At 64.1% G+C, this 25,273-nt stretch carries 27 protein-coding genes and 4 pseudogenes; 11 read left to right on the top strand and 20 right to left on the bottom strand.

Going from position 1 to position 25,273, the window contains the following annotated elements; translation table 11 throughout:
- Positions 1-161: 161 nt before the first annotated feature.
- Positions 162-476 (top strand): hypothetical protein, encoded by a 315-nt coding sequence (locus MTX19_RS14130; protein ID WP_280984114.1) that lies wholly within the window; start codon positions 162-164, stop codon positions 474-476.
- 97 nt (positions 477-573) lie between these two features.
- On the top strand, positions 574-1,065 hold the full coding sequence (locus MTX19_RS14125; protein ID WP_280984786.1) for a hypothetical protein: 492 nt from the start codon (positions 574-576) through the stop codon (positions 1,063-1,065).
- Between the two features lie 37 nt (positions 1,066-1,102).
- Here the strand turns inward: MTX19_RS14125 and MTX19_RS14120 are convergent, their stop codons facing one another.
- Both MTX19_RS14120 and MTX19_RS14115 read right to left on the bottom strand, forming a co-directional pair.
- Positions 1,103-1,549, bottom strand: coding sequence for an SRPBCC domain-containing protein (locus tag MTX19_RS14120; protein WP_280984113.1), 447 nt, complete (start codon positions 1,547-1,549; stop codon positions 1,103-1,105).
- The gene (locus tag MTX19_RS14115) at positions 1,549-1,875 is read right to left on the bottom strand and encodes a metalloregulator ArsR/SmtB family transcription factor (RefSeq protein ID WP_280984785.1); all 327 of its coding nucleotides are present in this window, start codon (positions 1,873-1,875) and stop codon (positions 1,549-1,551) included. Before MTX19_RS14115 ends, MTX19_RS14120 begins: the two co-directional genes overlap by 1 nt.
- A gap of 133 nt (positions 1,876-2,008) precedes the next feature.
- Here MTX19_RS14115 and MTX19_RS14110 point away from each other — a divergent pair, with 133 nt between their 5' ends.
- Positions 2,009-2,683, top strand: a complete 675-nt coding sequence (locus tag MTX19_RS14110) for an isoprenylcysteine carboxylmethyltransferase family protein (RefSeq protein WP_280984112.1) — start codon at positions 2,009-2,011, stop codon at positions 2,681-2,683.
- A 9-nt stretch (positions 2,684-2,692) separates the two neighbouring features.
- Positions 2,693-3,052 (top strand): GFA family protein, encoded by a 360-nt coding sequence (locus MTX19_RS14105; protein ID WP_280984111.1) that lies wholly within the window; start codon positions 2,693-2,695, stop codon positions 3,050-3,052.
- Between the two features lie 115 nt (positions 3,053-3,167).
- On the opposite strand, the gene MTX19_RS14100 is transcribed toward MTX19_RS14105, so the two are convergent.
- From MTX19_RS14100 to flgB, 10 genes are all read right to left on the bottom strand, one after another.
- Positions 3,168-3,875 (bottom strand): glutathione S-transferase, encoded by a 708-nt coding sequence (locus MTX19_RS14100; RefSeq protein WP_280984110.1) that lies wholly within the window; start codon positions 3,873-3,875, stop codon positions 3,168-3,170.
- Between the two features lie 108 nt (positions 3,876-3,983).
- Entirely contained in the window at positions 3,984-4,661 is a 678-nt protein-coding gene (locus MTX19_RS14095) for a lectin (protein WP_280984109.1), read from the bottom strand.
- A 151-nt stretch (positions 4,662-4,812) separates the two neighbouring features.
- Positions 4,813-5,766, bottom strand: a complete 954-nt coding sequence (locus MTX19_RS14090; protein ID WP_280984108.1) for a TIM44-like domain-containing protein — start codon at positions 5,764-5,766, stop codon at positions 4,813-4,815.
- 149 nt (positions 5,767-5,915) lie between these two features.
- A complete protein-coding gene (locus MTX19_RS14085; RefSeq protein WP_280986128.1) occupies positions 5,916-8,489 on the bottom strand; it encodes an ATP-binding protein in 2,574 nt (857 codons plus the stop codon).
- A 145-nt stretch (positions 8,490-8,634) separates the two neighbouring features.
- Positions 8,635-9,708 (bottom strand): flagellar biosynthesis protein FlhB, encoded by a 1,074-nt coding sequence (gene flhB / locus MTX19_RS14080; protein WP_280984107.1) that lies wholly within the window; start codon positions 9,706-9,708, stop codon positions 8,635-8,637.
- 16 nt (positions 9,709-9,724) lie between these two features.
- Positions 9,725-10,495 carry a flagellar biosynthetic protein FliR gene (fliR, locus tag MTX19_RS14075; RefSeq protein ID WP_280984106.1) on the bottom strand — a complete coding sequence of 257 codons (771 nt, stop codon included), beginning with the start codon at positions 10,493-10,495 and terminating at the stop codon, positions 9,725-9,727.
- Positions 10,496-10,513: 18 nt separating this feature from the next.
- Positions 10,514-10,777, bottom strand: coding sequence for a flagellar biosynthesis protein FliQ (gene fliQ / locus MTX19_RS14070; RefSeq protein WP_066514213.1), 264 nt, complete (start codon positions 10,775-10,777; stop codon positions 10,514-10,516).
- Between the two features lie 122 nt (positions 10,778-10,899).
- Positions 10,900-11,211 carry a flagellar hook-basal body complex protein FliE gene (gene fliE / locus MTX19_RS14065; RefSeq protein ID WP_280984105.1) on the bottom strand — a complete coding sequence of 104 codons (312 nt, stop codon included), beginning with the start codon at positions 11,209-11,211 and terminating at the stop codon, positions 10,900-10,902.
- 29 nt (positions 11,212-11,240) lie between these two features.
- Complete coding sequence (gene flgC, locus MTX19_RS14060) at positions 11,241-11,666, bottom strand: flagellar basal body rod protein FlgC (protein ID WP_280984104.1); 426 nt, start codon at positions 11,664-11,666, stop codon at positions 11,241-11,243.
- Between the two features lie 27 nt (positions 11,667-11,693).
- Positions 11,694-12,104, bottom strand: a complete 411-nt coding sequence (gene flgB, locus MTX19_RS14055) for a flagellar basal body rod protein FlgB (RefSeq protein ID WP_280984103.1) — start codon at positions 12,102-12,104, stop codon at positions 11,694-11,696.
- A 358-nt stretch (positions 12,105-12,462) separates the two neighbouring features.
- Here flgB and MTX19_RS14050 point away from each other — a divergent pair, with 358 nt between their 5' ends.
- The 4 genes from MTX19_RS14050 to MTX19_RS14035 all read left to right on the top strand — a co-directional run bounded on the left by MTX19_RS14050 (position 12,463) and on the right by MTX19_RS14035 (position 16,311).
- Positions 12,463-13,380, top strand: coding sequence for a flagellar biosynthetic protein FliO (locus MTX19_RS14050; RefSeq protein ID WP_280984102.1), 918 nt, complete (start codon positions 12,463-12,465; stop codon positions 13,378-13,380).
- Positions 13,377-14,129: a flagellar type III secretion system pore protein FliP gene (gene fliP, locus MTX19_RS14045; RefSeq protein ID WP_280986029.1), complete on the top strand. Its 753-nt coding sequence runs from the start codon at positions 13,377-13,379 to the stop codon at positions 14,127-14,129. The genes MTX19_RS14050 and fliP overlap by 4 nt, the downstream gene beginning before the upstream one ends.
- Positions 14,130-14,215: 86 nt before the next feature.
- On the top strand, positions 14,216-15,103 hold the full coding sequence (locus tag MTX19_RS14040) for a hypothetical protein (protein ID WP_280984101.1): 888 nt from the start codon (positions 14,216-14,218) through the stop codon (positions 15,101-15,103).
- Positions 15,104-15,159: 56 nt separating this feature from the next.
- Positions 15,160-16,311 carry an aminotransferase class V-fold PLP-dependent enzyme gene (locus tag MTX19_RS14035; protein WP_280986028.1) on the top strand — a complete coding sequence of 384 codons (1,152 nt, stop codon included), beginning with the start codon at positions 15,160-15,162 and terminating at the stop codon, positions 16,309-16,311.
- Between the two features lie 41 nt (positions 16,312-16,352).
- On the opposite strand, the gene MTX19_RS14030 is transcribed toward MTX19_RS14035, so the two are convergent.
- From MTX19_RS14030 to MTX19_RS14015, 4 genes and pseudogenes are all read right to left on the bottom strand, one after another.
- Positions 16,353-17,648, bottom strand: coding sequence for a YbfB/YjiJ family MFS transporter (locus MTX19_RS14030; protein WP_280984784.1), 1,296 nt, complete (start codon positions 17,646-17,648; stop codon positions 16,353-16,355).
- A 126-nt stretch (positions 17,649-17,774) separates the two neighbouring features.
- Positions 17,775-17,894, bottom strand: a pseudogene (locus tag MTX19_RS14025) (4-oxalocrotonate tautomerase); the annotation flags it as partial.
- Between the two features lie 9 nt (positions 17,895-17,903).
- Positions 17,904-17,999 (bottom strand): annotated as a pseudogene (locus tag MTX19_RS14020) (LysR family transcriptional regulator); the annotation flags it as partial.
- A 112-nt stretch (positions 18,000-18,111) separates the two neighbouring features.
- Positions 18,112-18,285, bottom strand: coding sequence for a hypothetical protein (locus MTX19_RS14015; protein WP_280984099.1), 174 nt, complete (start codon positions 18,283-18,285; stop codon positions 18,112-18,114).
- Positions 18,286-18,662: 377 nt separating this feature from the next.
- Between MTX19_RS14015 and MTX19_RS14010 the strand changes: the two genes are divergently transcribed.
- The 3 genes from MTX19_RS14010 (at position 18,663) to MTX19_RS14000 (ending at position 21,068) form a co-directional block, all read left to right on the top strand.
- On the top strand, positions 18,663-19,115 hold the full coding sequence (locus MTX19_RS14010) for a hypothetical protein (RefSeq protein WP_280984098.1): 453 nt from the start codon (positions 18,663-18,665) through the stop codon (positions 19,113-19,115).
- Positions 19,116-19,251: 136 nt separating this feature from the next.
- Positions 19,252-19,551 (top strand): hypothetical protein, encoded by a 300-nt coding sequence (locus MTX19_RS14005; RefSeq protein ID WP_280984097.1) that lies wholly within the window; start codon positions 19,252-19,254, stop codon positions 19,549-19,551.
- Between the two features lie 44 nt (positions 19,552-19,595).
- On the top strand, positions 19,596-21,068 hold the full coding sequence (locus MTX19_RS14000; protein WP_280984096.1) for a chloride channel protein: 1,473 nt from the start codon (positions 19,596-19,598) through the stop codon (positions 21,066-21,068).
- 45 nt (positions 21,069-21,113) lie between these two features.
- On the opposite strand, the pseudogene MTX19_RS13995 reads toward MTX19_RS14000, so the two are convergent.
- The 4 genes and pseudogenes from MTX19_RS13995 to MTX19_RS13980 form a co-directional block, all read right to left on the bottom strand.
- Positions 21,114-22,696 (bottom strand): annotated as a pseudogene (locus MTX19_RS13995) (trehalose-6-phosphate synthase).
- 812 nt (positions 22,697-23,508) lie between these two features.
- Positions 23,509-23,886 carry a c-type cytochrome gene (locus MTX19_RS13990; RefSeq protein ID WP_280984095.1) on the bottom strand — a complete coding sequence of 126 codons (378 nt, stop codon included), beginning with the start codon at positions 23,884-23,886 and terminating at the stop codon, positions 23,509-23,511.
- Between the two features lie 70 nt (positions 23,887-23,956).
- Positions 23,957-24,049: pseudogene (locus MTX19_RS13985) on the bottom strand (cytochrome c oxidase assembly protein); the annotation flags it as partial.
- Positions 24,050-24,330: 281 nt separating this feature from the next.
- A complete protein-coding gene (locus tag MTX19_RS13980; protein WP_280984094.1) occupies positions 24,331-25,137 on the bottom strand; it encodes a Crp/Fnr family transcriptional regulator in 807 nt (268 codons plus the stop codon).
- Positions 25,138-25,273 lie beyond the last annotated feature (136 nt).

Raw genomic sequence — 25,273 nt, 5'->3', positions numbered from 1 at the left:
GCAACATAGAGCCGTTCTAAGCATTTTTCCGACAAAGGAAAGGGAAGCCGGCTGCCCCCAGCCATGCGCGGGGAACGGCAATCCATATGGTATTCTCCACGGACATGTAATCTCTGGTTGCCGTATCGCGAGCACGCCAGAAATCGGTCAAGGGAGGCATCATGAAGGCAGGACTTTTCGTCTCGTTCGCGGCGCTCGCGCTGCTGGTCCCGATGGCGACAGGCGCCAATGCGGCAATCCTCGGCCAACGCTGCGGCGGCCTCGCCGGCCTGCAATGCCGCCCCGACCAGTTCTGCCAGTTCAGGTCCGGAACGTGCGGCCGCTCCGACCAGACCGGCATCTGCACGCGCAAGCCGAGGTTCTGCAACAAGATCTTCCGCCCCGTCTGCGGCTGCGACGGCAAGACCTATGGCAATGATTGCGAGCGCATGACCGCCGGGACTTCCAAGGCACATGAGGGCAAGTGCACCTCGTGACGCGCTGGTCCGCCCCATACCGGAGGTTGACGGCGTATTGACGCGATCCGCGGGAGCCTGCATGAACCTTCGCGCATTTCATGCCGCGGGGGTATTCATGACCGGACGATCGCGCCGACGCTTGCCGTTCGATATTCGCTCCACCCTGTCAGTTGCGCTGCTGACGTTGGCCGCAGCCTTCGTCACGGCGCCGGCGCATGCCGATCCTTGCGAGGATATCGCAAAGCAGCTCGCAGGCCAGATCGAAGGGCTGAAGGTCAATTTCAGCGCCGGCAACGTCACCTACCTGACGCATCCAGCGGCGAAGGAATTGTCGCTCGGCTGCCGCGGCAAGGACTATTCGACGGAGCTCTACGCCAAGACCGACCGCAAGATGAAGCCGCAGTTCTTCAACCTGGTCGGCTCCGCCACGGCGCTGGTGTTCACCGTGCCGAAGGATGACACCATGACCGGCACCTCGCGCTGCCTGAAGCGCATGGGGCTGCTGCGCGGCGACAAGATCACGATGCGCTACAAGCGGCTCAACATGGAATGCACACGCTCCAGGACTGAGGCGTCGATCACGATCCGGCGCGGCAGGAACGAGTGATCAGCGCGGTTCTGATTCAATCAGAACCGAAGCTGCCCTAGCCTCCGGCTTCGCCGGTGACGCGCGCGATGCCGTCGAGCACCCTGCCCCAACCCGGGCTCATCATGTCGAAGGCAATCTGGTTGCCCGGGAAGACGAAGCCGTCATGCACCATGCGCAGATGGGTGCCGCCCTCGACCGGCGTCAGCGTCCAGGTCACGACCGAGTCGAGCTTCGAGCCGTAGGCGGGATTGCTGTCGGCGCCGCCCTTCCAGGAATAGCGCAACAGGTGCGGCGGATCGCAGTCGAGCACCTCGCAATGCACGATGCCGTCCCAGTCGCCCAGCGGCGTGGTGCGGAAATAGAATTTGTGGCCGACGGCGGCGACGAAATCGTTCGGCATCAGCCACTTCGCGATCGTCTCGCTCGTCGTCAGCGTCCGCCAGATCTTCTCCGCCGTATAGGGCAGCACCTTCTCGACCGTGATCGCATGCTTCTCACTCATCACTCGGTCTCCTTCAGAAGTTTCTCGAGGTTCGCGAACCGTTCGGCCCAGAACGTCTGGTAGTGGCCGAGCCAGTCGATCAGCGGGCCGAGCCCCTTGGGCGCCACGCGATAGTGGATGTGCCGTCCGTCGCGCCGCTCGGCGACGAGACCGGCGTCGCGCAGCGCGCGCAGATGCTGCGACACCGCCGGTTGCGACACTTTTGAGCCGCGCACCAGTCCGGTCGCGGCGATCTCACCCTCCTGCGCGATTTGCTCGAATACCGCGCGCCGCGTCGGGTCCGCGAGGGTCTTCAACACATTGGTGAGCTGCATCGTGCTGGTCATGCTGATATATAAGTTGACACTTATACATGTGTCAATGGCGCGGACGATCGGAAAGTTGATGGCTGCCGTCGCACGTTCGTCGGAAAACATGCGATGATCTGTTTTCCCTTTCAGGAGTCGCACGGAGCCGCCAATGATCGCCAAGCTCCTCCTGCAAAATACCGCCTTCGTCATCGGCATGGGCGCGCTGCTGTTCGCGTCTGCCGGCACGCTGCAATGGCCCGGCGCGTGGGCCTATCTCATCGCCTCCGCCGTGCTCGGTCCGGCCGGCGGCGTTTGGCTTGCCAGGGTCGATCCCGGGCTGCTTGCCGAACGCATGCGCCTGATGGGGCGCGAGGAGCAGCCCGCCGCGGACAAGTACTTCATGCTGGTGCTTGTCATTCTTGTCGTGATCTGGCTGGTCGCGATGGGGCTGGATCGGCGGTTCGACGGCGCCAAGGCCGGCACCCCGCTGATGCTGCTCGGCCTCGTCCTGTACCTGATCTCGATGGTCCTGATCCTCTGGGTGTTCCGCACCAACTCCTTCGCCGCGCCGGTGGTGAAGGTGCAGGCCGAGCGCGATCATCGTGTGATCTCGACCGGTCCCTATGCCCTGGTGCGGCATCCAATGTATGCAAGCATCATGCTGTTCTTCATCGGCGTGCCGCTCATGCTCGCCTCATGGTGGGGCCTTGCCTTCGTGCCGGTGTTCTTTCTGATGTTCGCGGTTCGCACGCGCATCGAGGAGCGCACGCTGGCGGCGGGACTGCCCGGCTACGCCGACTATGCGACGCGGGTGCGTTATCGTCTGGTCCCGGGGCTCTGGTGAGGACACGTCATGCCTGACAGCAAAACCTATACGGGCGGCTGCCATTGCGGCCAGGTTCGTTTCGAATGCACCACCGACATGGCTGTCGTCACCGCCTGCAACTGCTCGATCTGCACCAAGAAGGGCCTGCACTTCGTTTTCCTGGCGCCGTCGAGCTTCCAGCTCCGTGCGGGCGGCGAGAATTTGAAGGAATATCTCTTCAACCGCCACGTGATCCGCCACCAGCTCTGCATCGATTGCGGCGTCGACGTGTTCGCGCGCGGCAAGAAGCCCGACGGCAGCGACGTGGTGGCCGTGAATGTGAGTTGCATCGACGGCATCGACCTGTCGAAAATCGCGATGACGCCCGTGGATGGGCGGAGCCGATAGCGGGCTCCCCTCTCACTCCGTCGCGCCCGGGCTTGACCCGGGCATCCATCTTTCCGGCAACAAAGACGTAGTCAAGCCCGGCCATGACGATCGCAACGAGGCCGCTCGCTGGCGATCACAAATCCAGCGCCTTGTAGCGCCGGAAGATCCCGTCCTCGTTGAATGCAATCCGCCGCTTGCTCGCAAGATAAGTCTTGATATTCGGTCGCTCGGTGACGCGGTCACGCAATGCGACGAGGCGCGGAATGTTCTTCTCGAACGCCGCCATCCGCTTCGGAAACGCATAGCGCAAGCCTTCGATGATCTGGAATAGCGAGAGATCGGCATAGGTCACACGGCGGCCAGTGACGAAGGCGCCACCATTGGCTTGCACCAGATCCTCGAAGTAACCGAGATATTTCGGCACGCGCGATTTCCAGAACTCCTCGGTGCGCTTCTTCGCCGGCGCCTTCTGGTCCTCGTAATAGAGCGACGGCCCGAGCGGATGATGGGTGTCGTGAATCTCCAGCACGAAATCGGCGATCGTGAGCTGGAGCTGGTGCACCCACAGCTTTCCCGCCTCGGCCTTCGGCGCCAGGCCGTGGCGCGCACCGAGATAGAGCAGGATGTTGGCGGTCTGCCCGATCACGAGACTGCCGGCCTTGAGAAACGGCGGCGCAAACGGCGGCGTGCCCTTGTGGCCCTCCATCATCTTCATCATCGCGCCCGTGCCGCCCTTGTCGCGCGCGACGTCGGTGTAGCCGGCACCTGCATCCTCCAGCGCGAGCCGGACATATTCGCCGCGGCCCTGGATGAAAGGCCAGTAGTAGAGTTGATAATGCATGGACGATCCTTGGGATGGCCCTTGGGCGCGTGAACAGAAGCCTCGACCTGCGGTAGCGCCCCGCAATCTGCGGCGCGCTATCGCAGGCGTCAACGCACCAATCCGGGATCAGTTCGCCGCGAAGCAGTACAACAGGCCGTCGCCGCCGGTGCTCTTCAGGTCGGCCTGCGAGCAGCCGCCGTCGGGACCGCGCGAGGGATGCGACATGTTCCAGGATTTTGACGGCTCGTCGTCGCGCAAGCCCTTGCGGTCGAGATGCCCGACCATGGCGGCACCTCGCGTGCTGCTTGTCCAGTTCTTGCAGGTGCGGTCCTCTCCGGCAGGAAACGCGGTGCCGTCCGCCTGCGATCCCGTCAGCACGTCATGGCGGTTCGGCGTATCGCCGACACCATTGATGACCTCGCCCTTCTCGGACAGGGCAGTCTGCTTGGTGAGATTGTTGTTGGCGCTGTGCAGGTCGGCGACGTCTTTCGCAATCACGACGCCCTTGACGTTCTTCCACGGCCCCTTGCCGATGCGGTCGCGCGCATTCACCGCGGGCTTTCCGTCGGCCGCCTGCGTCGAGAGATAGGCGCGCCACGTCTTCGGCGCTCCAAAGCCCGCGGCCTGCGCCAGCGTCTGGCAGTGATTGTCGGCGTCGGCCAGTCCGCCGAGATTGCCGCCATTGCCGATGCCCCTGCTGGTCACAAAGAAGCTGGCGTCGGCTGACTGGGCCAGCGCCGGCGGCGCGGCAACCACGACAAGCGCAAGACAGGCGGGAATGGCAATCCGCGCAACGACGTTCATTTCATCCTCCAATGGTTGTTGTGGTTCGCTGACATCAACCCGCCGCGGCGCCGGATATTCCGATGGCGCGACGCGCTCGTGAAGCGCGCGCAAAACAAAGGCGCCGCGGATTTGAGCCGCGGCGCCTTGCATCGTCAGGACCGGCAATCGATCAGTTGGTCTGCTGGATCGCCGAAAGCTCCCAGGGGCCGCCGCGCTGGCGCAGGAAGGTCCAGACCTCCGTGACCTCCTCCGGCTGCTCGCTGCCGTCAACCACGCGCCCGGTGCCGCGATCGAGCATGGTGTCGACCAGCGAGTAGCGCATCGCGACCGTCGCATATTCGCTGTCGCCTTCGCGCCAGGCTTCCGCGAGGTCACCCTGCAGCAGCTTCACATTGGTCACCTTGTTGGTGACATTGCGGGCCTTGTTCTCCTCGAGATCCTTCGAGAAGTACGACACCATCTCGGGCGTCGCCAGCGTATGCAGCTTCGCGATGTCCTCGTTCGACCACGCGGTCTGGATCTCGCCGAGCAGCCGCTCGAAGGTCTCATAGTCGGCCGGCGCGATCTCGACAGGTGCGCTCGAGGCGCCACCGAGGCCGAAGCCGAAACCGGAGCGGTAGTTCGGCTGCGGGCCGGCGCCGGCGGCAGGACCGCCGGCATAGGCCGGCGCATTGCGGCGCTGCCACCACGACATCGCCAGCCGCACCACGAGCACGATCAGGCCGATCTGCAGCAGCAGGCCGAGGATCGACGACAGGCCGCCGAGACCGGAGAACAGGCCGCCGCCGAACAGCATGCCGAACAGGCCGGCGCCGAGGAAGCCGGCGGCCAATCCACCGAGCAAGCTGCGGCCCATGCCCGGACGGCCGAACAGGCCGCCCGAATTCGTCGCCGGCGCGCCCATGTTGGGACTGCCAGGCTGGCTGAAGGTACGGTTCATCGGCGCGACCGAGCCCGGCGCCGTATTGGTGCTAGGCGGCGCGGAGAAGGTGCGCGAGCCGCGCGAGCCTCCGCCGCCGACGCGTGCGTCGGCCGCCGAAACGGTCATCACGACAGGCAACGCCAACGCCATCGCGACGGCGATCGCCCGAACTATTCCACCGGTGCGTTGCGAGAAATTCATGTTGGTTTCCTCAAAGGTTCCCCGGCATGGGGACGCGCCCTAAAGATGGGCAGCGATAGATAAAAGTGAAGCGGCAAACGGGAACCGCAGCTGCGGCCCTCAGTCGCGGAGATGTGACACTTTGATCCTTGTGGATGCAACAGCGCATCCTATTGGAGCGTCATGGTTTCCTTCACCGCGGCGACCAGCTGGGTCAGCGTGAACGGCTTGGGCAGGAAGGCGAATTGCTGGTTCTCGGGCAGGCTCTTCTCGAACGCATCCTCCGCATAGCCCGAGACGAAGATGATCTTCAGGCTCGGATTGCGGCTGCGCATCTCCTTGAGCAGCGTCGGCCCATCCATCTCCGGCATCACCACGTCGGAGACGACGAGATCGACCTCGCCGTTCTTCTCGTCGAAAGCCTCCATCGCCTCGACGCCGTTCGCGGCCTCGATCACGCTGTAGCCGCGTGAGCGCAGGCCGCGCGCGTTCAGCGAGCGCAATCCGTCTTCGTCCTCCACGAGCAGGATGGTGCCCTGCCCGGTGAGATCGGGTTTCGGCTTGGCGGCTTCGGCTGCGACGGCTGGATCCTTCGCCGCACCGTTGCCGGCGTGGGCTTCGGGTACGACCTCCTGCTCGGGCCAGTGCCGCGGCAGGTAGATCCGGAACGTGGTGCCCTCGCCCGGCCTGGAATCCACATAGACGAAACCGCCGGTCTGCTTGACGATGCCATAGACCGTGGAGAGGCCGAGGCCGGTGCCCTTGCCGACATCCTTGGTGGAGAAGAACGGCTCGAAGATCTTGTCGATGATCTCGGGCGGGATGCCGGTGCCGGTGTCCGAAATCTCGATCTTCACATAGTCCGCGGCCGGCATGCCCTTGTTGGCGAGCTGCGCGGCTTCCGCGGTCGGCACGTTGGCGGTCCGCACGATCAGCTTGCCGCCGTCGGGCATCGCGTCGCGCGCGTTCACCGCGAGGTTGACAATCACCTGCTCGAACTGGGAGACGTCGACCTTGACCGGCCACAGGTCGCGGCCGTGCACCAGGTCGAGCTTGACCTTCTCGCCGATCAGCCGGCGCAGCAGCATGGTCAGGTCGCTGAGCGCATCGCCGAGATCAAGCACCTGCGGCCGCAGCGTCTGACGGCGCGAGAATGCCAGCAGTTGCCGCACCAGAGTCGCGGCGCGGGTGGCGTTCTGCTTGATCTGCATGATGTCCTGGAACGACGGATCGGTCGGCTTGTGCGCGTTCAGCAGGAAGTCGTTCGCCATCATGATGGCTGACAGCACGTTGTTGAAGTCATGCGCGATGCCGCCGGCAAGCTGGCCGACCATCTCCATCTTCTGCGACTGGTTGATCTGGTTTTCCAGCGTGCGCCGCTCGGTGGTTTCGAGCATGTAGACGATCGCGGTCTCGGCGTCGCGCTCGTCCTTCTTCTCGACGGCGGTGACGAAGAACTGCGCGAAGCGCTCCTTGGGCCCGTCGAGCATCACCTCGACCGGAGGGATGTCGCCCTGGCCCTCGGCCGCATGGTTGATCGCAGCGATCAGGAGACCGCGGTCGCGCGAATTGACCGCGCGGAAGATCGACTTGGCCGTGCCGCCTTCGCCGTTCAGACCTTGCGCGAGCTTGGCATAGCGTGCATTGGCGCCGACCACGTTGCCGCCGCGATCGACGGTCGCGATCGCCATCGGCGTCTGGTCGAAGAAGCGCATGAAGCGCACCTCGGCGGCGCGCTCCGGATCGGAATGCTCGTCGCGGGCACGGCTGATCACCAGCGTGCGCGAGGCGCCCGGCGCGCCATCGGCGCCGAAGGCGAGCTTGTGATAGAGCCGCACCGGCACGGTCCTGCCGCCGCGCATCCGCAGGTCGATGTCGAACACCTCGGTCTTGACCTCGCCCGGCACCGGCACGATCGAGGTCAACAGCGCCGCGCCATCGCCGGAGACGATGTCGGTCAGCTTCAGGCCGCCCGAACCGATCTCAGCGAGGTCGTAGTCGAGCCAGTTCGCCAGCGTCGCGTTGACATAGGCGATCTCGCCGGCCGGATTGACCGAGAAGAAGCCGCAGGGCGCATGATCGAGATATTCGATCGCATGCCGCAGCTCCTGGAACACGTCCTCCTGTCGCTCGCGGTCGCGTGTGATGTCGGCGATCGACCACACCGCATATTTCCCGTCGCGCTTGCCCTGGCCGAGCGGGCGGACCCGCAGCCGCAGCCAGCGGCCCTGGCTGCCGTCATGACCGGCGATCCGGACTTCCTCCTGCTGCCGCTTGCCCTCGCGCGCCGCCTTCAACAGGCGGAACACCGCTTCCGAGACGTCGGGATTGCCGATGAAGACGCGCTCGACGGGACGGACGTCCTGCGGCCCGGCCGCGCCGGTCAGCGCGAGATAGGCCGCGTTGGAATAGACCACGTGGCCGCGGGAGTCGGTGACGACGAGTCCCTCCTGCGCATGGTCGGCGATGCGCCCCATCACGGGATCGTCGGTGGCGCGGTCAGAGAAGCGGATGATGCCGGCGGCAAAGGCGAACAGGTTGAACAGCCCGAACGTCGCGAGCAGCGCCAGCAGGCCGAGGATATAGGGCTGCGCCTGGTTGCGGCCGATGGTCATGAGCCAGACCGCCACCGCGACGATACCCGCGGCGATCAGCAGCACCAGCAGGATGCTGCCGCCCCGCCGCACCGGTCCATGGGCCACGAACGGCTCGGTCGCGGGATGATCGTTGGAATCGGCAGTCATCTGGAGAGACATGGCTCGTCTGCATCGAGAGGGCGTCCGGACCCGGACGCCTGCTCCCTGAGTGCCTGAATCGGACCCTAAAACCAAGTCCATCAGGCGGCAATTTCGCAAGTTACGCGCATTTCAAGCGGATAACAGCCGGCTTTTACGACCGCAGGCCGGACAACCCGCGCCTCAGCCGCATCACGTAGCCGATGATTTCGGCGACCGCGTGATAGTGCTCGACCGGGATCTCCCGGTCGACCTCGACGGTGGCATAGAGCGCGCGGGCGAGCGGCACGTTCTCCACGATCGGAATGTCGTGCTCCTTGGCGATCTCCCTGATCCTGAAGGCCAGATTGTCGACGCCCTTGGCGACGCAGACCGGCGCCGACATGCTGCGGTCGTAGGCCAGCGCCACCGAGAAGTGGGTCGGGTTGGTGATGATCACTGAGGCCTTGGGAACCTGGGCCATCATGCGCTTCTTGGCGCGCTGGACCCGCAACTGCTTGATCTTGCCCTTGACGTGCGGGTCGCCTTCGGACTGCTTGAACTCCTCCTTCATCTCCTGCAGCGACATCTTGTGGCGCTCGTACCAGGTCCGGTACTGGAAGAAGTAATCGCCGATCGCGACCGCCGCGAGGATCGCCACCACCGCGGCCATCAGGTGCACCGTGATGCTGACGACGGCGGGCAAGAGCTCGGCCGGCTCGACATGCAGGAGCGCTTCCATGCGGAAACGATCGGGCCACAGCACGGCGACCATGACGGCGCCGAGCGCGATCAGCTTGAGCACGCCCTTGAGGAAGTTCGCCACCGCCTGCTTGCCGAACAACCGTTCCAGGCCGGCGCCCGGCGATATTTTGGAGAGCTTGGGCTTGAGCTGCTCACCCGACCACACCAGGCGGTGCTGGACCATGTTGCCCGCGATCGCCGCCAGCGCCAGCATCAGGAACGGCACGCCGATCGCGGCAACCACGGCATAGCCGAGCGATTGGGTGAGCTGGAGGAGACCGGCACCGTCGGTGCGGATCATCCATGAATTGGCGATCAGGTTGCGCAATGGCATCAGGATGCCGCCGCCGATCGAGCCCGAAAAGGTCGACAGCACCAGCGTCGCGCCTGCGATCACGAACCAGGTGTTGACCTCCTGGCTCTTGACGACGTCGCCCTTTTCCAGCGCCTCATCGAGACGTTTTTGCGTAGGGTCTTCTGTTTTGTCTTCGGTATCCTCGGCCATCTCGGCTCCTTGATGCCTAGTTCATGGGAGCGAGCTGGCGCATGACGCCGACGAAGTAATCGAGATAGGTGCCCATCATCGCCGCGAGCACGAGGCCGAAGATCAGGAAGCCGACGATGATCGAGAGCGGCACGCCGACGAAATAGACCTGCATCTGCGGCATCAGCCGCGCGAGCACGCCGAGGCCGATGTTGAACACGAGGCCGAACACGAGGAACGGCGCCGACAATTGCAGGCCGATCTTGAAGGCGGCGGCAAAGGCGCTGGTCGCAAGCGCAGCGACATCGCCGGTCGGCATCACCTCACCCGGCGAGAAGATGCGGTAGCTCTCGCTCAGCGCGGCGATGACGAGATAGTGGGTGTCGGTGGCAAACAGCAGCGTGATGCCGAGGATGGTGAGGAAATTGCCGATGATCTGGCCCTGCTGTCCCTGGGTCGGATCGACGGCGGTGACGAAGCCGAGGCCGAGCTGCTGGGCGATGATGGAGCCCGCGACATTGAGCGCCGACAGCGTCACCCGCGCGGTCGCGCCGAGCACGATGCCGATGATGAGCTCATGCACCATCAGGACCCCGATCGAGGCGATCGACGTTAGGTCGACATGATAGGCGTTGCGATGCAGCGGCAAGATGATCAGCGTCAGCAACAGCGCGATCGACAGCTTCACCCGCGCGGGGATGTTGGTCTCGCCGAAGCCGGGCAGCAGCATCACCATCGCGCCCACGCGGGCGAACACCAGCACGAAGGTTGCGGCCAGCGCCGGCAGGAGCGAGATGTCGATGCGCATGACCGGGGCATTACTGCATCATCCGCCGATGATTCGCGACGAAATCCGCATCATGTGGGCGTGCAGCGAGTCGGCCATGAACGGCAGCGCGAGGAGTAATGTAACGAAGATCGCCAGGATCTTCGGCACGAAGACCAGGGTTTGCTCCTGGATCTGCGTTAGTGCCTGGAACAGCGACACCACCACGCCGACCACGAGGCCGACCACCATCAGCGGTGACGACACCACCACGATGGTCCAGATCGCATCACGCGCCACGTCGAGAGTTTCAGGACCGGTCATTTGGAGTTCTCACTGTTGTTCGTCCTCATGGTGAGGAGGCGCGAAGCGCCGTCTCGAACCATGAGGCCTGTGGTCCACCCTTCGAGACGCCAGCTTCGCTGGCTCCTCAGGATGAGGATCGGTCAAATCGGCATCTTCATGATGTCTTCATAGGCCTGGATCACGCGATCGCGGACCGAAACCAGCGTCGACACCGCGACGTCGGTGTCCGCGACCGCGGTCACCACGTCCATCACGTTCGCCTTGCCCGACGCCATCGCCATGGTCTGCGCATCGGACTTCCTGCCGACCTCCATCACGCTGCCGACGGCGTCCTTGACGAGCTCGCCGAACGACGGACCGGCGACCGGATTGCCGGCCTTCTCAAGCCCGCCCCGCTCCATCAGCTTGGCGAAATTGGCGTAGGCGTTGGCGGCGATTGTCGGTGAAGCCATGATCTACGATCCCTGCTGTTCTTGTTGTGTCAGGACTTGAGGATGTCGAGCGTGCGCTGGATCATCCGCCGCGTCGCGCTGATGATGTTGAGGTTCGCCTCGTAGGAGCGCTGGGCGTCCCGCATGTCGGTCATTTCGACCAGCGCATTGACGTTGGGATATTTGACGTTGCCGGCGGCATCCGCCGCCGGATTGCCCGGCTCATGCTTGATCCGAAATGCCGACCGGTCGGTGCTCACCTTGCCGAGCGACACAACCTGAGCATCGAGTGTGCGGTCCAGCGTGGAGGAGAATGTCGGCACTTTGCGGCGGTAGGGGTCGCCGCCCGCGGTCTGCGCGGTCGAATCGGCGTTGGCGATATTTTCCGAGATCACCCGCATCCGCCCGGCCTGCGCGCGCAGGCCTGAGGTCGCGATGCTCATCGAGCGGGCGAAATCGCTAATCTCATCTGCCATGACATCCTCCCGCCGCCCTCAGGCGGCCTAGCCCTTGCCGATCGCCGTTTTCAGGAGGTGCAGGCTCTTGCTGTAGAGCGAGGTGACCGCCGCGTAGTCCATCTGGTTGGCCGACACCTTGAGCATTTGGTCTTCGAGATTGACCGCGTTGCCGGCCGGGCGGGTCTCGAAACCGCTCTTGCCGCGGTCATTGTCAAACCTGTCGGGCGCGCCCGACGCCGCCATGTGGGCGGCGCTGGTCTGCGTCATCGGCAGCGTTCCCGGGCCGCCGCCGATCGTGGAACCGGCCCGGTCGAACTTCGGCTCGGCCAGGTCGCGGGGCCGGAAGTTCGGCGTGTCCGAATTGGCGATGTTCTCGGCGAGCACCCGCTGGCGTTCCTGGTGCCATTGCATCTTGGTGCGCAACGCCGACAGGATCGGGAGGTCGTTCATGGACATTGGCGCGGCTCCGTTAACCTCTGGGGCCTCCCGAGGTAGGCAGAATTTGCCCGGTATATGGTTAACGGAGGGTTAAAAGAGCGCCTGGATCCGTGGAGAACGCCGCAATTGCGGCTTGCGAGCGCATTTTGGCCACGAAAGCTGCGTTAACCAGCCCCGCCCAAGCCAGCGTGGCGCGCTGAGAAGTCGTTTTGGGACAAGCGATTCTTGGTCTATTAATAGAACAGTCGGCTGCAAGCCGCGGGGAATTAAGGAATAAGGCGGATCTCGGGCGCGATTCGCTGCGCAATCCGCGATATCAGTTCGCGCTCACAGACGGCGATAGCTGAGGATGGCCACGATGGCCGGGGACTCCAGTATGCAGGCACTTACATTCGTCTTCGCATTCGTAGCCGTGCTGGCGCTGATCGGCGTCGCCGCGTGGCTCGTCCGCCGCTTCGGAGGAAATCGGCTCGGCGCCAACGCCAATCGCGGGCGGATGCCGCGACTGGCCGTGATCGACGCCGCCGCGGTCGACGGCCGCCGCCGGCTGGTGCTGGTCCGCCGCGACAATGTCGAGCACCTGCTGATGATCGGCGGTCCGAGCGACATCGTGGTGGAGCCCAACATCGTGCGGGCGAGCCCGGGACGCGACCAGATGTCGACGCGCCCGGCGGTCGCAGCCGACTCCGCCCCGCCGCGGGTTGCGCCGCTGCCGGACGCGGCCTGGAACGAGAGCGAAACCGCCCGCACCGACTTCGATCAACCGGAGCCGCAGCTGCCCGAGCTGCCGTCGCGTCCGGCCCGTCCCTCCTTTGCCGACGAGGTCCGCCGCTCCGCGCCGGCCTCCGAACGCCGCGCTGATCCGCTGGCGGGTTTCACGCCCGAGCGCACCGAACCGATGCCGCCGCGGCTGCCGCGCTCCGAACCGGTGATCCCGCGTCCGCCGCGCGCCGCCGAGCCGCCCAAGGCGCCGCCACCGCTGCGCGCGCCCGATCGCGCCGCCGCATCGCCGACGCCGCCTCCTCCGCCGCCGGCCGCGACGCCCGCGCCTCCGGCGGCTCCGCCGCCGAACGCCGACGCCAATCTGGCCGAGATGGCGCAACGGCTTGAGGCGGCGCTGCGCCGCCCGTCCGGCGGTGGCGACGCCGTCGCGCCGCCGGTTGCGCCCGACGCTCCGCCGGTGCGTCCGCCGCGCAGCGAGCCGCCCGCGTCGCCCGCACCGCAAAAGAGCGGCTTCGAGAATCTCGAGGACGAGATGGCATCGCTGCTCGGCCGCCCGAAGAATCCTTCGTGAGGTCCGCGAGCCTCCCGCGTAGAGTTTTTTTCATCGCTGTCCTGATCGCCGCCGGATCGTTCGCCGACCCGGCGATGGCGCAGGACATCAGCATCAACCTCGGTGGCGGCAATGGCGGCGTCACCGAGCGCGCGATCCAGCTGATCGCGCTGCTCACGGTGCTCTCGATCGCACCGTCGATCCTGATCATGATGACGTCGTTCACGCGCATCGTGGTCGTGCTGTCGCTGCTGCGCACCGCGCTCGGCACCGCGACCGCGCCGCCGAACTCGGTAATGATCGCGCTCGCCATGTTCCTCACCGCCTTCGTGATGGGGCCGGTGCTGCAGAAATCCTACGACGACGGCATCAAGCCGCTGGTCGCCAACCAGATCGGCGTCGAGGAAGCGCTGCAACGCGCCTCGGTGCCGCTGCGCGGCTTCATGCAGAAGAACGTGCGCGAGAAGGACCTCAAGCTCTTCATGGACCTTTCCGGCGAACCGCCGCCGGCGACGGCGGACGAGATGTCGCTGCGTATCCTGGTGCCGGCCTTCATGATCTCCGAGCTGAAGCGCGCCTTCGAGATCGGATTCCTCTTGTTCCTGCCGTTCCTGATTATCGACCTCGTGGTCGCGTCGGTCCTGATGTCGATGGGCATGATGATGCTGCCGCCGGTCGTGGTCTCGCTGCCGTTCAAGCTGATCTTCTTCGTGCTGGTCGACGGCTGGTCGCTGGTCGCCGGCAGCCTGGTGCAGAGTTACGGAGGGTAGCCCCGCGAAACATTCATGGCCCGATCGCTGGATCGGGCGCCGCGTTGCACTATCATGCGCGGCGTCGCATCCGGAGAGCCGCGTCCATGCAACAACAGTTCGACCGCGCCGCAGAAGACCTCGGCAACGCCATTCATCTCGAACATGTCAACGTGCAGGTGCCCGACCAGCGCCTGGCCACGCTGTTCTACGTCGCTGGGATCGGCCTGACCCGCGATCCCTATCTGATGGTCTCGGACAGCAACATGTGGGTGAATGTCGGCCGCAGCCAGTTTCATCTGCCGAGCGGCCGGCCGCAGGTGCTGCGCGGTCACACCGCACTCGTGATCGCCGGGCGGCAGGCGCTGCTCGACCGCCTCGCCTCCGTCGCGGCGAAGCTCGAAGGCACCGCCTTCGCCTATCGCGAGCACAATGACCACGTCGAGGCCACCTGCCCCTGGGGCAATCGGCTGCGCTGCTACGAGCCGGACCCCGGCCGCTTCGGGCGCATCACACTCGGCATGCCCTATGTCGAGTTCGACGTGCCGCGCGGCACCGCCAAGGCAATCAGCCGGTTCTATCCGGAGATCATGGGCATCCCCGCCAGCGTCGCGAACGGCGACGGAATGGTTGCGCGCGTGAAGGTCGGCAAGGATCAGTATCTGCAATTCCGCGAGAGCGACCAGGCACAGCCGGAGTTCGACGGCCACCACATCCAGATCTACATCACCGACTTCTCGGGCCCCTACCGGCGGCTGCGCGAGCGCAACCTGATCTCGCGCGAGGACAATCAGTACCAATACCGCTTCTGCGACATCGTCGATCCCGCCGACGGCAGGCACCTGTTCACCGTCGATCACGAGGTGCGCAGCGCCACGCACCCGATGTATCTGCGGCCGCTGATCAACCGCAATCCTGCGCAGACCAACCGCACCTTCGCCCATGGCCACGACCAGGCGCTGTGGGCCATGGGGCCGGATCAGTACGACGGATAACGGCCTGTGCCTCCCGCATCCAGATCTCATCCGAAAACCGCCAGCAACGAGCCGCCATGCTTCCTTCGCAGCGCCATCTGTTCGATGTTCCGCAAGACGTTTGCTACCTGAACTCGGCCTCCTACAGTCCGCTGCCGCGGAAAACGCTCGACGCCGGCCGCATCGCGGTGGCGCGGAAGGGCCAGCCCTGGACGCTGGATGCGGACTTTGCCCACCGTCAGCATGAGCGCGCCCGTGTCGCGGCCGCGCGCCTGATCAATGCCGATGCTGACGACATCGCGCTGATCCCTGCGATCGGCTATGGCGTCGCGACGATGGCAAAAGTGCTGACCATCCCGCGCAGCACGCGCGTCATCGTGCTCGAGAACGATCACTCCTCGCCGGTGCTGGAATGGCACGCCCGCGCCGACGCGCAGGGCTTTGTGGTCGAGACCATCCGCCAGCCCGCCGACGGCGACTGGACCTCGGCGGTGCTCACGGCGATCGAGCGCCCCGGCGCGCCGCCGGTCGGCCTCGCCTCGATCTCGTCGGTGCACTGGTCGGACGGCGGACTGATCGACGTCGAGAAGGTGCAGGCGGCACTGCGGCGGCAGGGCGCCATGTTCGTGATCGACGCGACGCAGGGCGCGGGCGTCGTGGCGATGGATGTGAAGCAGCTCGATCCCGACGCCCTGATCTTCCCGACCTACAAATGGCTGATCGGTCCCTACGGCCGCGCGTTCCTCTATGTCGCGAAGCGCCACCAGAACGGCGTGCCGCTGGAACAGACCTCGGCCGGCCGCCGCAACGTCAACTCCGAGAATCCGATCTATTTCGGCGATCTCGCCTATGTCGACAACGCGCGGCGCTACGACATGGGCGAGCGCGATCATTTCATCTCGCTGGAGATGGCGTCCATCGGCATGGAGATGATGGCGGATTGGGGCGCGGCCGCCGTCAGCGCGCGGCTCGCCATGCTCACCCAGCGGATCGCCGACGGCGTGCGCGACCTCGGCGTCGGCGCGCTGGAGCGCCGGCTGCGCGCGCCGCACATCGTGAGCCTCGGCATGGCCGGCGGCGTGCCGAGAGACCTGATCGCGCGCCTCGCCGCCAAGAACGTCCATGTCGCGCTGCGGCTCGGCCGGATGCGCGTCTCGCCGCATGTCTTCAACGACGAGGCCGACACCGACCGGTTCGTCGCCGTGCTCTCGCGCGCGCTCCGCGGCTAAGGCGTGATGAGACTAGGTTGAGCTGAAACGGCAACGGAGATTCACCTCTCCCTTGGGAGAGGTAAAGCGAGTCCGTCGCCGAACCGATTCGATCCAAACTCATCTTGCTCTAGCGGCGCGCTCTTGCCGCAACAGCGCTCACGAGCTCGAGCGCCAGCGCCAGGACGACCGCGGCCGCGCCGATCACGAACAGCAGCATAATTGCCGCCGCTCTGCGCGAACAGGAACGACATCCCATAGGCGCCCGCCGCCTGGAACAGCGCGAATGTCGTGGTGGCCTGCGCCCACGCGGTGCGCTGGCTGGGGGCGGAATGCGGGATCAGTTCGTGGATGCGGCCTATGACCAGTGGCACGATGCCGGGCGTGAAGCCACCGACGATGATGTTCGACACGATCAGCGCGACGGCCGACGTGCTCACGGCGGGCAGCCCGACCGCCACGCCCTCGACCACGAAAGCCACGCGAAGCGCCGCGGCAAATCCGGAGCGATCGGCGAGATGCCCGGTCAACGGCGGTCCGACCACAGCGCCCAGTCCGTACAGCACCCAGTAATACGATCCCGCCGAGATCCCCTGCCCGAGCCCGCGGGCCACGAAATCGACCAGGAACACCATGTGCGGCACCAGCGCCAGCGCGTTGAGGCCGTATTCCAGGCTCAGCATCAGCACCATCGGTGATCGCGCACCGTGCGCCGCGACGTGATGCTCTGCCTCACCATGCACGGCAGGCGCCTCGGCCGGCCACGCCTTCCAGCTGATCAGCGTCAGCAGCGCCGAGAGCACGCCAAGGCCGTACCAGGCCTGGGTGAGCCCGTGGCGCAGCAAGAGCGGAACGAGCGTGCCCGATGCCGCGACGCCGAGCCCGACGCCGGCAAAGATCACGCCGCCGACGAAGCCGCGTTTGCTCGGCGCGGTGTGCGGCAGGATCGCCGTTGCCGCCAGCACCATGATCACTCCACCGGTGACGCCCGCGAGGAAGCGGAAGCCGAAGAACCAGACGAACGAGATCGGCACGACGCAGGCAAAGCAGCAGAGCGCGGCCAGCACCATCATGCCGCGCAGCGCGCGCACCGAGCCGATGCGCGCCCCGAGGTCGCGGGCGATCAGCGCACCGGCGAGGTATCCGGCAAGGTTGGCGGCGCCGAGATAGACGGCTTCCGCCGGCGTGAACCAATTTGCTGCGATCAGCGCCGGAATCAGCGGCGTATAGGCGAAGCGCGCAAGCCCGAGCCCGACTAGCGAGGCGCAGAGCCCGGCGGCCGCAGACAGCCACACCGTCCCGCCCGCATCCTGATGCGGCGCGGCGTGGCGGTGCCGGTGATCGACATTGGCAGACATGGACACGGCAGCAGGCCCTGGGATCGTTCTTGAAAAATGATTAGATACGATCGCAGCGATCGTTTGCAGCGATCACGGGCACCTCTTCCAATAAGGCGAGGTGTTCAGATCGATTGGCCAGGGCCGTCAGCTGGCAGATGTCGGCGAAGCGGCCGCGGCGAGCTTCCTGCGATAGTCGAGCGCGGGCAGCCCGCCCCAGCCCCAATTGTCGGTGTCGACCTCCTCGATAGTGACGAAGGTCGATTCCGCGCGGTGCCGGCCGGCGTCGCTCAGCTTCAGCGACCGCGTGGTGCGATGAAGCAGCTCGGCACCGACATGATGCTCGAGGAACGCGATCGCGGGGCTGAGCGCCGCAACAGCTGCCGGGCGCCGGCCAGGGCAATCGCATATGACGTCCGCGAACTCTGGGCTGACGTTTCCGCGTAGTCATGGCCGGGCTTGTCCCGGCCATCCACGTCTTTCTTCACATGGAAAACCAAAGACGTGGATGGCCGGGACAAACCCGGGCACGACGAGTTTGTGGGGAGACTAACCGAACCGCAGGCATGATCAGCATATGCGATTGCCCTGCGGCGCCGGCAAGGCTGCCCTTGTCGACAACAGCGACAAAAACATTCATGGCGTCAATGCGGTCCACGAGTTTTCCTCAGCGCGTCCTCAAGCCCTCATGGTGAGGAGGCGCGAGCGCGGTCTCCTTCAACTCGGCCCGCGCCATTGCGATGAGTTTGGCCTCGGTCTTGATCGGCTTGCTCATGGTGACGGTGTCGCCCCCACAAAGCGAAACGGCGCTGTTGCCAGCGCCGCTTCGGTGCACCTAACGCGTGGAATCGGCCCACTTTGACTGGCGCTGGCGGGAGCGACCCGCTCTGGCTCGGCTGGCGTGGGAGGCCTGCTCGCGATCCGGCGATGAGGCTACGCCGCATCCAAGCAGAGTCAATTGGACCGACGATTATTTTAGGCCAAGGCCCATCCCAATCGCGGCGTCGCAGCATACGCCCGTTATCGATGGCACCCATGTTCAAATTCGGCCCCTCAATAGCCAATTGTGACACTGAGTACTTCGAAAGCTCACGTCGCCTTGGGTTAAACGGTCGCGGCCGCACCGCGCTGGTAGGCGACGCCGCTTTCTGCGTCTCGCTGCTGGCCGGGCAAGGCTCGGCGCTCGCGATGATTTCGGCTTACGTCCTTGCCGGTGAACTCGCTGCTGCGGTCGGGCACTATCAACTTGCATTCCGCAAATACGAGACATTGCTGCGAAGCTACATCAATGCGAAGCAGCGCGGGGCCGAGCGTTTTGCCGGCACCTTTGCACCGAAGACACAATTCGGGCTGCTGTTCCGCAACCTGGTGGTCAAGACCTTTGCTTTTCCTGGCCTGGCCAGGCTTGCTATAGGCTGGGATATTGCAGACTCTATGGAACTTCCGGAGTACAGCTGGCCATCGCTCAATAGAAGGGCAATCGCCTAGCGATTGTCCGGATTCCCGATCAGAGGCCATCCAGGTCTCTGTTAACCGCCCACTCGCGGACGGCCTCCGGAAGACTTTCTGGCGGGTAAGTCCGTATCTCGCTATCCTGATCTTGATCCAGTCTTTGTGACCCCGAATGCCCGTGGTGCTGGCTTCCGACAATATCAAAGCGATCGCAGCCGGCAGCCGCAAATCGTTGCCGGAGGAACGACGGGTGAGCCTGCTCGTTCTCTGTGGCCTCGCGCTGGTTATCGGGGTGATGACTGGACTCGGCGCGGTCGTGTTCCGCGCGTTGATCGCCTTCGTGCACAACATGTCTTACAACGGCAGGCTCAGTTTCGTTTACGACGCCAATATCAGCGAGGGTCCCAGCCGGTTTGGCGACTTTGTTCTGCTATCCCCGATCGTCGGAGGCCTGATTGTCGTTTTCTCGTGAGGCGCTTTGCTCCCGAGGCAAAAGGGCACGGCGTCCCCGAAGTGATGGATGCAATCTTCTACAAGCGCGGCAATATCCGCGGCACGGTGGCCGTGATCAAAGCCCTGGCTTCCGCAATATCGATCGGTAGCGGCGCTGCCGTCGGGCGCGAGGGGCCGATCATCCAGATCGGCTCGGCGCTTGGTTCGGCCTTCTCTCAATTCATCGGGCTCTCCACACGGCAGAAGATAACGCTATTGTCCGCCGGCGCCGGCGCAGGTATCGCCGCAACGTTCAACACGCCGCTTGGCGGCGTCCTGTTTGCTCTCGAAATTCTCCTACCGGAAGTGTCGAACCGTACCTTCCTTCCCGTCGTCGTGGCGACTGGTGCTGCGACGACGATCGGACGAATTCTAATCGGCCCGGATCCGGCTTTTGCGGTGCCGGACGTACAATTTCCCATGGTTGCGTCGTTCAATCTGCAGGAGGCAGTTGCGTTCGTCCTGCTTGGATTGCTCTGCGGCGTAGCAGCCTGGTCTTTCATCCGGCTGCTCGTCTTCATGGAGGATGGATTTCCGAAACTGTTTGGCGACGAGTACGTCCAGAACATCGTTGGCATGGCGGTTATCGGCCTGATGATGGTGGGACTCACTCGCGCGTTCGGCCGTTCCTACATCGATGGGGTGGGCTATTCGGTCATTCAGGACATCCTTGACCACAAGATGACAGCAGCAGGCCTTCTTGCACTGCTATTTGCGCTGAAGCTGGTTGCCACGACCGTCAGCCTTGGCTGCGGGGCCTCGGGCGGGATCTTCTCTCCCTCGCTGTATCTTGGCGCCACGCTGGGTGCGGCATTTGCGGCCGGGAGCAGCTCGATTTTGCCTCATTCCGGGCTGACGCCTTCCTCGGCCGCTATCGTTGGAATGGCAGCCATGGTCGGCGCGGGAACAGGCGGCGTGATGACGGCCATCGTCATGGTGTTCGAAATGACGCGTGACTATGCGATCATTGTACCGGTGATCGTCGCGGTGGCGCTGGCTGCAGGTGTAAGACGCGCGCTTGTCAATGAGACGATCTACACCGTCAAGCTGCGTCATCGCGGTCACCGTATCCCCAAGGAGCGACATATCAACCTTTACCTGGTCAGGCAGGCGCAAGACATTATGGAGCGTCGCTTTATCGTAGCCAGGGCCGGCACAACGCTGAAGCAAGCCATGCCTGCAGAAGAAACCGATGACGCGCGCGCTATCGTCGTGGAGCGGGATGGTCGGATCGTGGGGCTGATTCCGCCGCGCTCGGGTCTGTGGATGGAATCTCGAACCAACCCCGACCTCGTCATCGAGACGTTCGCCGAACAGCGAATCGTCATTTGTCGCGATCAGGACCTCCTGAGCTTGGTATTTGCGAGACTCAAGCGTCACCGCGCCGGCGCCGCGATCGTTTTTCGGGGCGGCGCCCGCCCGCGGGTAAACGATATAGTTGGTATCGTCACCAAGCGTGTGATCGCTGACGCGGTCATCGACAGCTACGAAGACTGACCCGCGTGGGCATCTAATCGACGCCGACCAGAAATCGCCGTTCTTTCAGGCCGTTCTGCGCTGGCTCGCGGGCGATATTGGTTGCGGGCTGGCCCGACCGGCATGGAGCGCATTGGACGAGACGATTCGCTGACGCAGGCGGGCTGCGTCGAGCAGCATCTGCGCCGCCCATCGATAGACGTTCCGCTCGCGCACGAGATCGCGCATCAGCCGCATGCGGTCGCGCTGCTCCGCGTGTGACATCTGCAACGCCTGCACGAACGCCTCGGCCATGCCGTGCGTGTCATATGGATTGACGATCAACGCTTCCGACAGTTCGCGCGACGCTCCCGCGAAGCTCGAGAGGATCAGCACACCATGCTCGTCGTCGCGCGCGGCCACGAACTCCTTGGCAACCAGATTCATGCCGTCGTGCAGGCTGGAGACAATGCACATGTCCGAGGCCCTGAAAAGCTCGAAAACCTCGTCAGGCTCGTGATGTCGCACGACAAGACGAATCGGCTGAAAACCTTTCTTGCCGTGCCGCGCGTTCACCTCCGTAACGAGCTGTTCGGCCTCGCCCTGCAGGGAGCTGTAGGTGGCGAGCTTGCTGCGAGTGGGAGCCGCCGCCTGAATGAAGACAAGCCGCCCGATCCATTCGGGGTGGCAGGTCAGCAGATCGTCGACCGCGCGGATGCGATCGAGGATTCCCTTGGTGTAGTCGAACCGCTCTATGCCGACAGCGATGCGGACATCGGCAGGCAGAGAGAAGCGCCGCCGGACCGCGTCGCGGCACTCCCGAACAGGCGCCTGCTCGACGAGCGCCGCCGGCGGCCATTCGATCGAGATCGGATAGGTCTGATCAGCGTCTCATCCCCGCGGAAAGTGACGGAGTCATGCTCGCGATCGATGCGGCTCTCCATGAAGCGGTCCGCCGCTTCGAGAAAATTGTTGCAGTGGAATTGCGTATGGAAGCCAAGGATGGTGCTCCCCAACAGCCCGTCGATGATTTCCCGCCGCCACGGGCAGATTCCAAACGTCTCGGCGTTGGGCCACGGGATATGCCAGAACGCGATGACCGTTGCCTTTGGCAGCCGATCGCGGATCATCCTTGGCAGCAGGGCGAAATGATAATCCTGAACCAGCACGATCGGATCGTCGCAGGTCGCCTCCTCGACAATTACGTCGGCGAACCGCTCGTTCACCTTCCGGTACTGGGCCCAATCCTCCTCTCGAAAGGTCGGGCGTACGAATGCGATGTGACAAAGCGGCCATAGCCCTTCGTTGGCCAGCCCATAGTAGTATCCGCTCTGCTCCTTTTCCGAGAGCCATACCCGACGCAGCAGATAAGTCGGTTCAGCGGGAGGCACACGCAGTCTGTCGCTGGCATCGACAGTGTCGCGATCTCCAGAACCGGAGCCGTGCGCAATCCATGTTCCGCCACAAGCCCGCATCACCGGTTCGAGGGCGGCCACAAGGCCGCTCGCCGGAATCTGCAACGTGAGTTCGCCGCCGGAGCGGTTGTGAATGTAAGGCTCGCGATTGGAAACAACGAGCACCTGAGCGTCCGGAAGTTCCTCAACTAGCAGGCGATGCAAGGTCTTGGGCGACCATTCGACATGGATGCCATTCGCAAAACGACGCTCCATTCGCAGTTCCGAGAGGGCCGCGTGAACCTCGCGACTGATCGGAAAACGGCTACGCGCCAAAGCTTCGCCGACGGCTCCGTGTCGGACCTCGGTGAGAGCGCCTCGAATCGAACGGGTCCATGCCCGCATAAGTGCGAGGACGATGGCTGTGGCGAGCAGCCCCAGGCCTGATGTCACGCCGACGAGAGCAAGCAGCGTATAGAGGCGCGCCTCGTTCGTACGCGCCTCTATATACGCCAGATCGTGCAACACCAGCAGGTGGCCGGTCGAGTCTGCGACGGTAATCGGAAAGGAGCTGATGTGGATGTGGCGGCCGGAATCCGCGACCGCAGCAAAAGTGCTGGACTTGGTCCGCTTCAGGCTGTCGCATGTGACAGACTTCGGAAACTCCTTGGTCGCGTACCGCAACTGGCCCTGCGCGGAGCAGAAGCCCAGGGCCAGTATTCGTTCATCCTCGGTAATCCGCTCGAACACTTGAGCAAGATCGATGTCCGGCTTGGCCGTCATCGCCATCGCGACCTGGTCCCGGATCGACCGGAATACGAGGCGGGAACGCAGATCGATGTCACGCTGGGACCAGTCCTCGACCATGACCGCAGCGAGCAAGGTGAGCGCCGCAATCACGACTCCGGCGGCGAAGAGACCGAGCAGCGTGTAGCGAGCGAGCGGATCGCGGAGCAGCCGCTGGGCTCCCATGCGTCGCATCCAGCTACGACTACGCCGTTCGAATTCGCCGCCGATACGGTCCATCCGATCTTCCATTGCTCTTCCCCAACCGCACTGGCATGCCGCACAAATGTCTCATGGACCCGCTAATATTCCGACCCCGATGCGCGTGCCTGAGGATGCGCCTGATCGCCGTGCTTCTCGCCGACCGCCTGCAGGTAGGCAATGATATCGTGGCGAGACGGAGCATCGAGCACGCGAACCGGCATTCTTGCTCCAGGCACCAACTTCTGGGGACCGGCCAGCCATTCGTCCAGCTTGTCGTTAGACCAGGTGAGATGGGCGTTCTTCAAGGCTGACGAGTAGCTGAAGCCAGCAGCGGAGCCGGCCGGGCGGCCGACCACACCGCCCAGCATGGGACCGGCCATGTTCTTGTCCAGTGCATGGCATGCGCTGCAACGCTGGGTAAAAAGCTCGAGGCCATGAACGGCATCCGGAGCAGCGTTGGCGAGAAAGCGCGACAAATTCTTTGCGTCTGGGTACGACATTGCTGTCAAAGTCGACCGTCACGGTTCGTTGCGACGTGGTGGTTGGATAGGTATAAGCTCTTTGTGTCGTTCCGCCATATCCCGTTGCGCCGCAGAATGCACGGTATAGTTCCGGCGAATAGGCCACCAACCCGCACATGATGGCGAGCGCGACAAAGCAAGGCACCAGAACATTCATATTTCGGTAGCGTACGTCCATTTTTCTCTCCGGTGCCGCTCAAGCCCTTGCTTTGCAGATCAACCGCGCCGAGGCAGGGCACCCAGGAAGGCTTCGGTGCTTGACGATATTGTGACCTTGAAATGCGCTCCCGAAGAGCGACTCATGTAACGAGGCGGACGACCGCTGGAGCTGTTCGCCACATCGAGCATGGAACGCGAGAAGGTCCGCCGGATCCCGGCCGGAAGCGTTATGGAGAACATTTACCCGGAAGGCCGTTTTGGCTCTCGGTCCACGAGTGCGGACTCGCCCGCACCGACAGGAGCCGAGAGCGAGACAGGCGGTCGTTGGCGGGAGCCGATGTCAAGCGCAGGCAGTAGATGGCGGCGATATTCGCGCTCGATCAGCTTGAAGCAATCGCAAGAAAGCTTCGATAACTCGGCAGCATCCTGTATCTTCACGGAACCGCGTCTGGTTATTACCGTTCCATCCCTTTGGAGGACTTCCAGACATTCCGTAACGCTGGCACGCCGGACACCCAGCAATTCCGCCAGAACTCCGTGAGTGAGCGGAATCTCGTCTTCGCCTGTGGCGTTCTGGGCAATGAGCAGCCAGCGCGCTAGTCGCTGCTTGAGACTATGATAGGAGTTGCAGGCGCCCGATTGGGAAGTCTGCGCCAATACGACGGCCAGATATCTCTCGACCACCGAGCGCAAGTGCGGAAGGGATTCCAAAAGTTCGCAAAACTCCGCGGTCCTGATCCGCCAAGCATCGCCCGTCAGCTGGACGGTTCTTCTATGCAGCGGCACTCCCCTGGCCGCAAGAACGACCGGAGCGCCGACCAGTCCCTCGGATCCGATCAGCCAGACCTCGACGAATTTCTCCCGACCCACTTTCGCGGCCACCGACACCAGTCCACTTTCGACAAAGTATACGTGCTCCATTGGCAGCATGTAGTGATGAAGAACCTGGCGTGGCGCGAGCCTGACCCGCTCGCAGACGTCCATAACGCGCAAGAGCTCGTCATTCGGGATAAGGCGCAACAGACTGTTTCTAACCTTGGGCGTCATCGCTTTCTGTGTACTGCGCAACTCTGATCGAGGAAGCGTATGGCGGGTTGAACACCTCCACAAGACGCGGTCGAACGGGTCTCAGTAGCATCTTGCCGCACGTAGACATCTGCTCCAGTGAGCACGAGCCGTATTC

The organism is Bradyrhizobium sp. ISRA464 (assembly GCF_029910095.1).
Lineage (GTDB): Bacteria > Pseudomonadota > Alphaproteobacteria > Rhizobiales > Xanthobacteraceae > Bradyrhizobium.
Note: the sequence above shows the minus strand (reverse complement) of the source record. Positions and strands in the feature narration are given on the sequence as shown.

Excerpts from the sequence above, each read along its gene's own strand:
- MTX19_RS14000 (WP_280984096.1), top strand. The coding sequence starts at position 19,596 with ATGGATGCAATCTTCTACAAGCGCGGCAATATCCGCGGCACGGTGGCC.
- MTX19_RS14110 (WP_280984112.1), top strand. The coding sequence starts at position 2,009 with ATGATCGCCAAGCTCCTCCTGCAAAATACCGCCTTCGTCATCGGCATG.
- MTX19_RS14010 (WP_280984098.1), top strand. The coding sequence starts at position 18,663 with ATGTTCAAATTCGGCCCCTCAATAGCCAATTGTGACACTGAGTACTTC.
- MTX19_RS14125 (WP_280984786.1), top strand. The coding sequence starts at position 574 with ATGACCGGACGATCGCGCCGACGCTTGCCGTTCGATATTCGCTCCACC.
- fliR (WP_280984106.1), bottom strand. The coding sequence starts at position 10,495 with ATGCGCATCGACATCTCGCTCCTGCCGGCGCTGGCCGCAACCTTCGTG.
- MTX19_RS14100 (WP_280984110.1), bottom strand. The coding sequence starts at position 3,875 with ATGCATTATCAACTCTACTACTGGCCTTTCATCCAGGGCCGCGGCGAA.
- MTX19_RS14120 (WP_280984113.1), bottom strand. The coding sequence starts at position 1,549 with ATGAGTGAGAAGCATGCGATCACGGTCGAGAAGGTGCTGCCCTATACG.
- flgB (WP_280984103.1), bottom strand. The coding sequence starts at position 12,104 with ATGTCCATGAACGACCTCCCGATCCTGTCGGCGTTGCGCACCAAGATG.
- MTX19_RS14130 (WP_280984114.1), top strand. The coding sequence starts at position 162 with ATGAAGGCAGGACTTTTCGTCTCGTTCGCGGCGCTCGCGCTGCTGGTC.
- MTX19_RS14105 (WP_280984111.1), top strand. The coding sequence starts at position 2,693 with ATGCCTGACAGCAAAACCTATACGGGCGGCTGCCATTGCGGCCAGGTT.
- MTX19_RS13980 (WP_280984094.1), bottom strand. The coding sequence starts at position 25,137 with ATGACGCCCAAGGTTAGAAACAGTCTGTTGCGCCTTATCCCGAATGAC.
- MTX19_RS14115 (WP_280984785.1), bottom strand. The coding sequence starts at position 1,875 with ATGACCAGCACGATGCAGCTCACCAATGTGTTGAAGACCCTCGCGGAC.
- MTX19_RS14050 (WP_280984102.1), top strand. The coding sequence starts at position 12,463 with ATGCAGGCACTTACATTCGTCTTCGCATTCGTAGCCGTGCTGGCGCTG.
- MTX19_RS14035 (WP_280986028.1), top strand. The coding sequence starts at position 15,160 with ATGCTTCCTTCGCAGCGCCATCTGTTCGATGTTCCGCAAGACGTTTGC.
- MTX19_RS14040 (WP_280984101.1), top strand. The coding sequence starts at position 14,216 with ATGCAACAACAGTTCGACCGCGCCGCAGAAGACCTCGGCAACGCCATT.
- flhB (WP_280984107.1), bottom strand. The coding sequence starts at position 9,708 with ATGGCCGAGGATACCGAAGACAAAACAGAAGACCCTACGCAAAAACGT.
- MTX19_RS14090 (WP_280984108.1), bottom strand. The coding sequence starts at position 5,766 with ATGAATTTCTCGCAACGCACCGGTGGAATAGTTCGGGCGATCGCCGTC.
- MTX19_RS14095 (WP_280984109.1), bottom strand. The coding sequence starts at position 4,661 with ATGAACGTCGTTGCGCGGATTGCCATTCCCGCCTGTCTTGCGCTTGTC.
- MTX19_RS14030 (WP_280984784.1), bottom strand. The coding sequence starts at position 17,648 with ATGTCTGCCAATGTCGATCACCGGCACCGCCACGCCGCGCCGCATCAG.
- MTX19_RS14005 (WP_280984097.1), top strand. The coding sequence starts at position 19,252 with ATGCCCGTGGTGCTGGCTTCCGACAATATCAAAGCGATCGCAGCCGGC.
- MTX19_RS14085 (WP_280986128.1), bottom strand. The coding sequence starts at position 8,489 with ATGACTGCCGATTCCAACGATCATCCCGCGACCGAGCCGTTCGTGGCC.
- flgC (WP_280984104.1), bottom strand. The coding sequence starts at position 11,666 with ATGGCAGATGAGATTAGCGATTTCGCCCGCTCGATGAGCATCGCGACC.
- fliE (WP_280984105.1), bottom strand. The coding sequence starts at position 11,211 with ATGGCTTCACCGACAATCGCCGCCAACGCCTACGCCAATTTCGCCAAG.
- fliQ (WP_066514213.1), bottom strand. The coding sequence starts at position 10,777 with ATGACCGGTCCTGAAACTCTCGACGTGGCGCGTGATGCGATCTGGACC.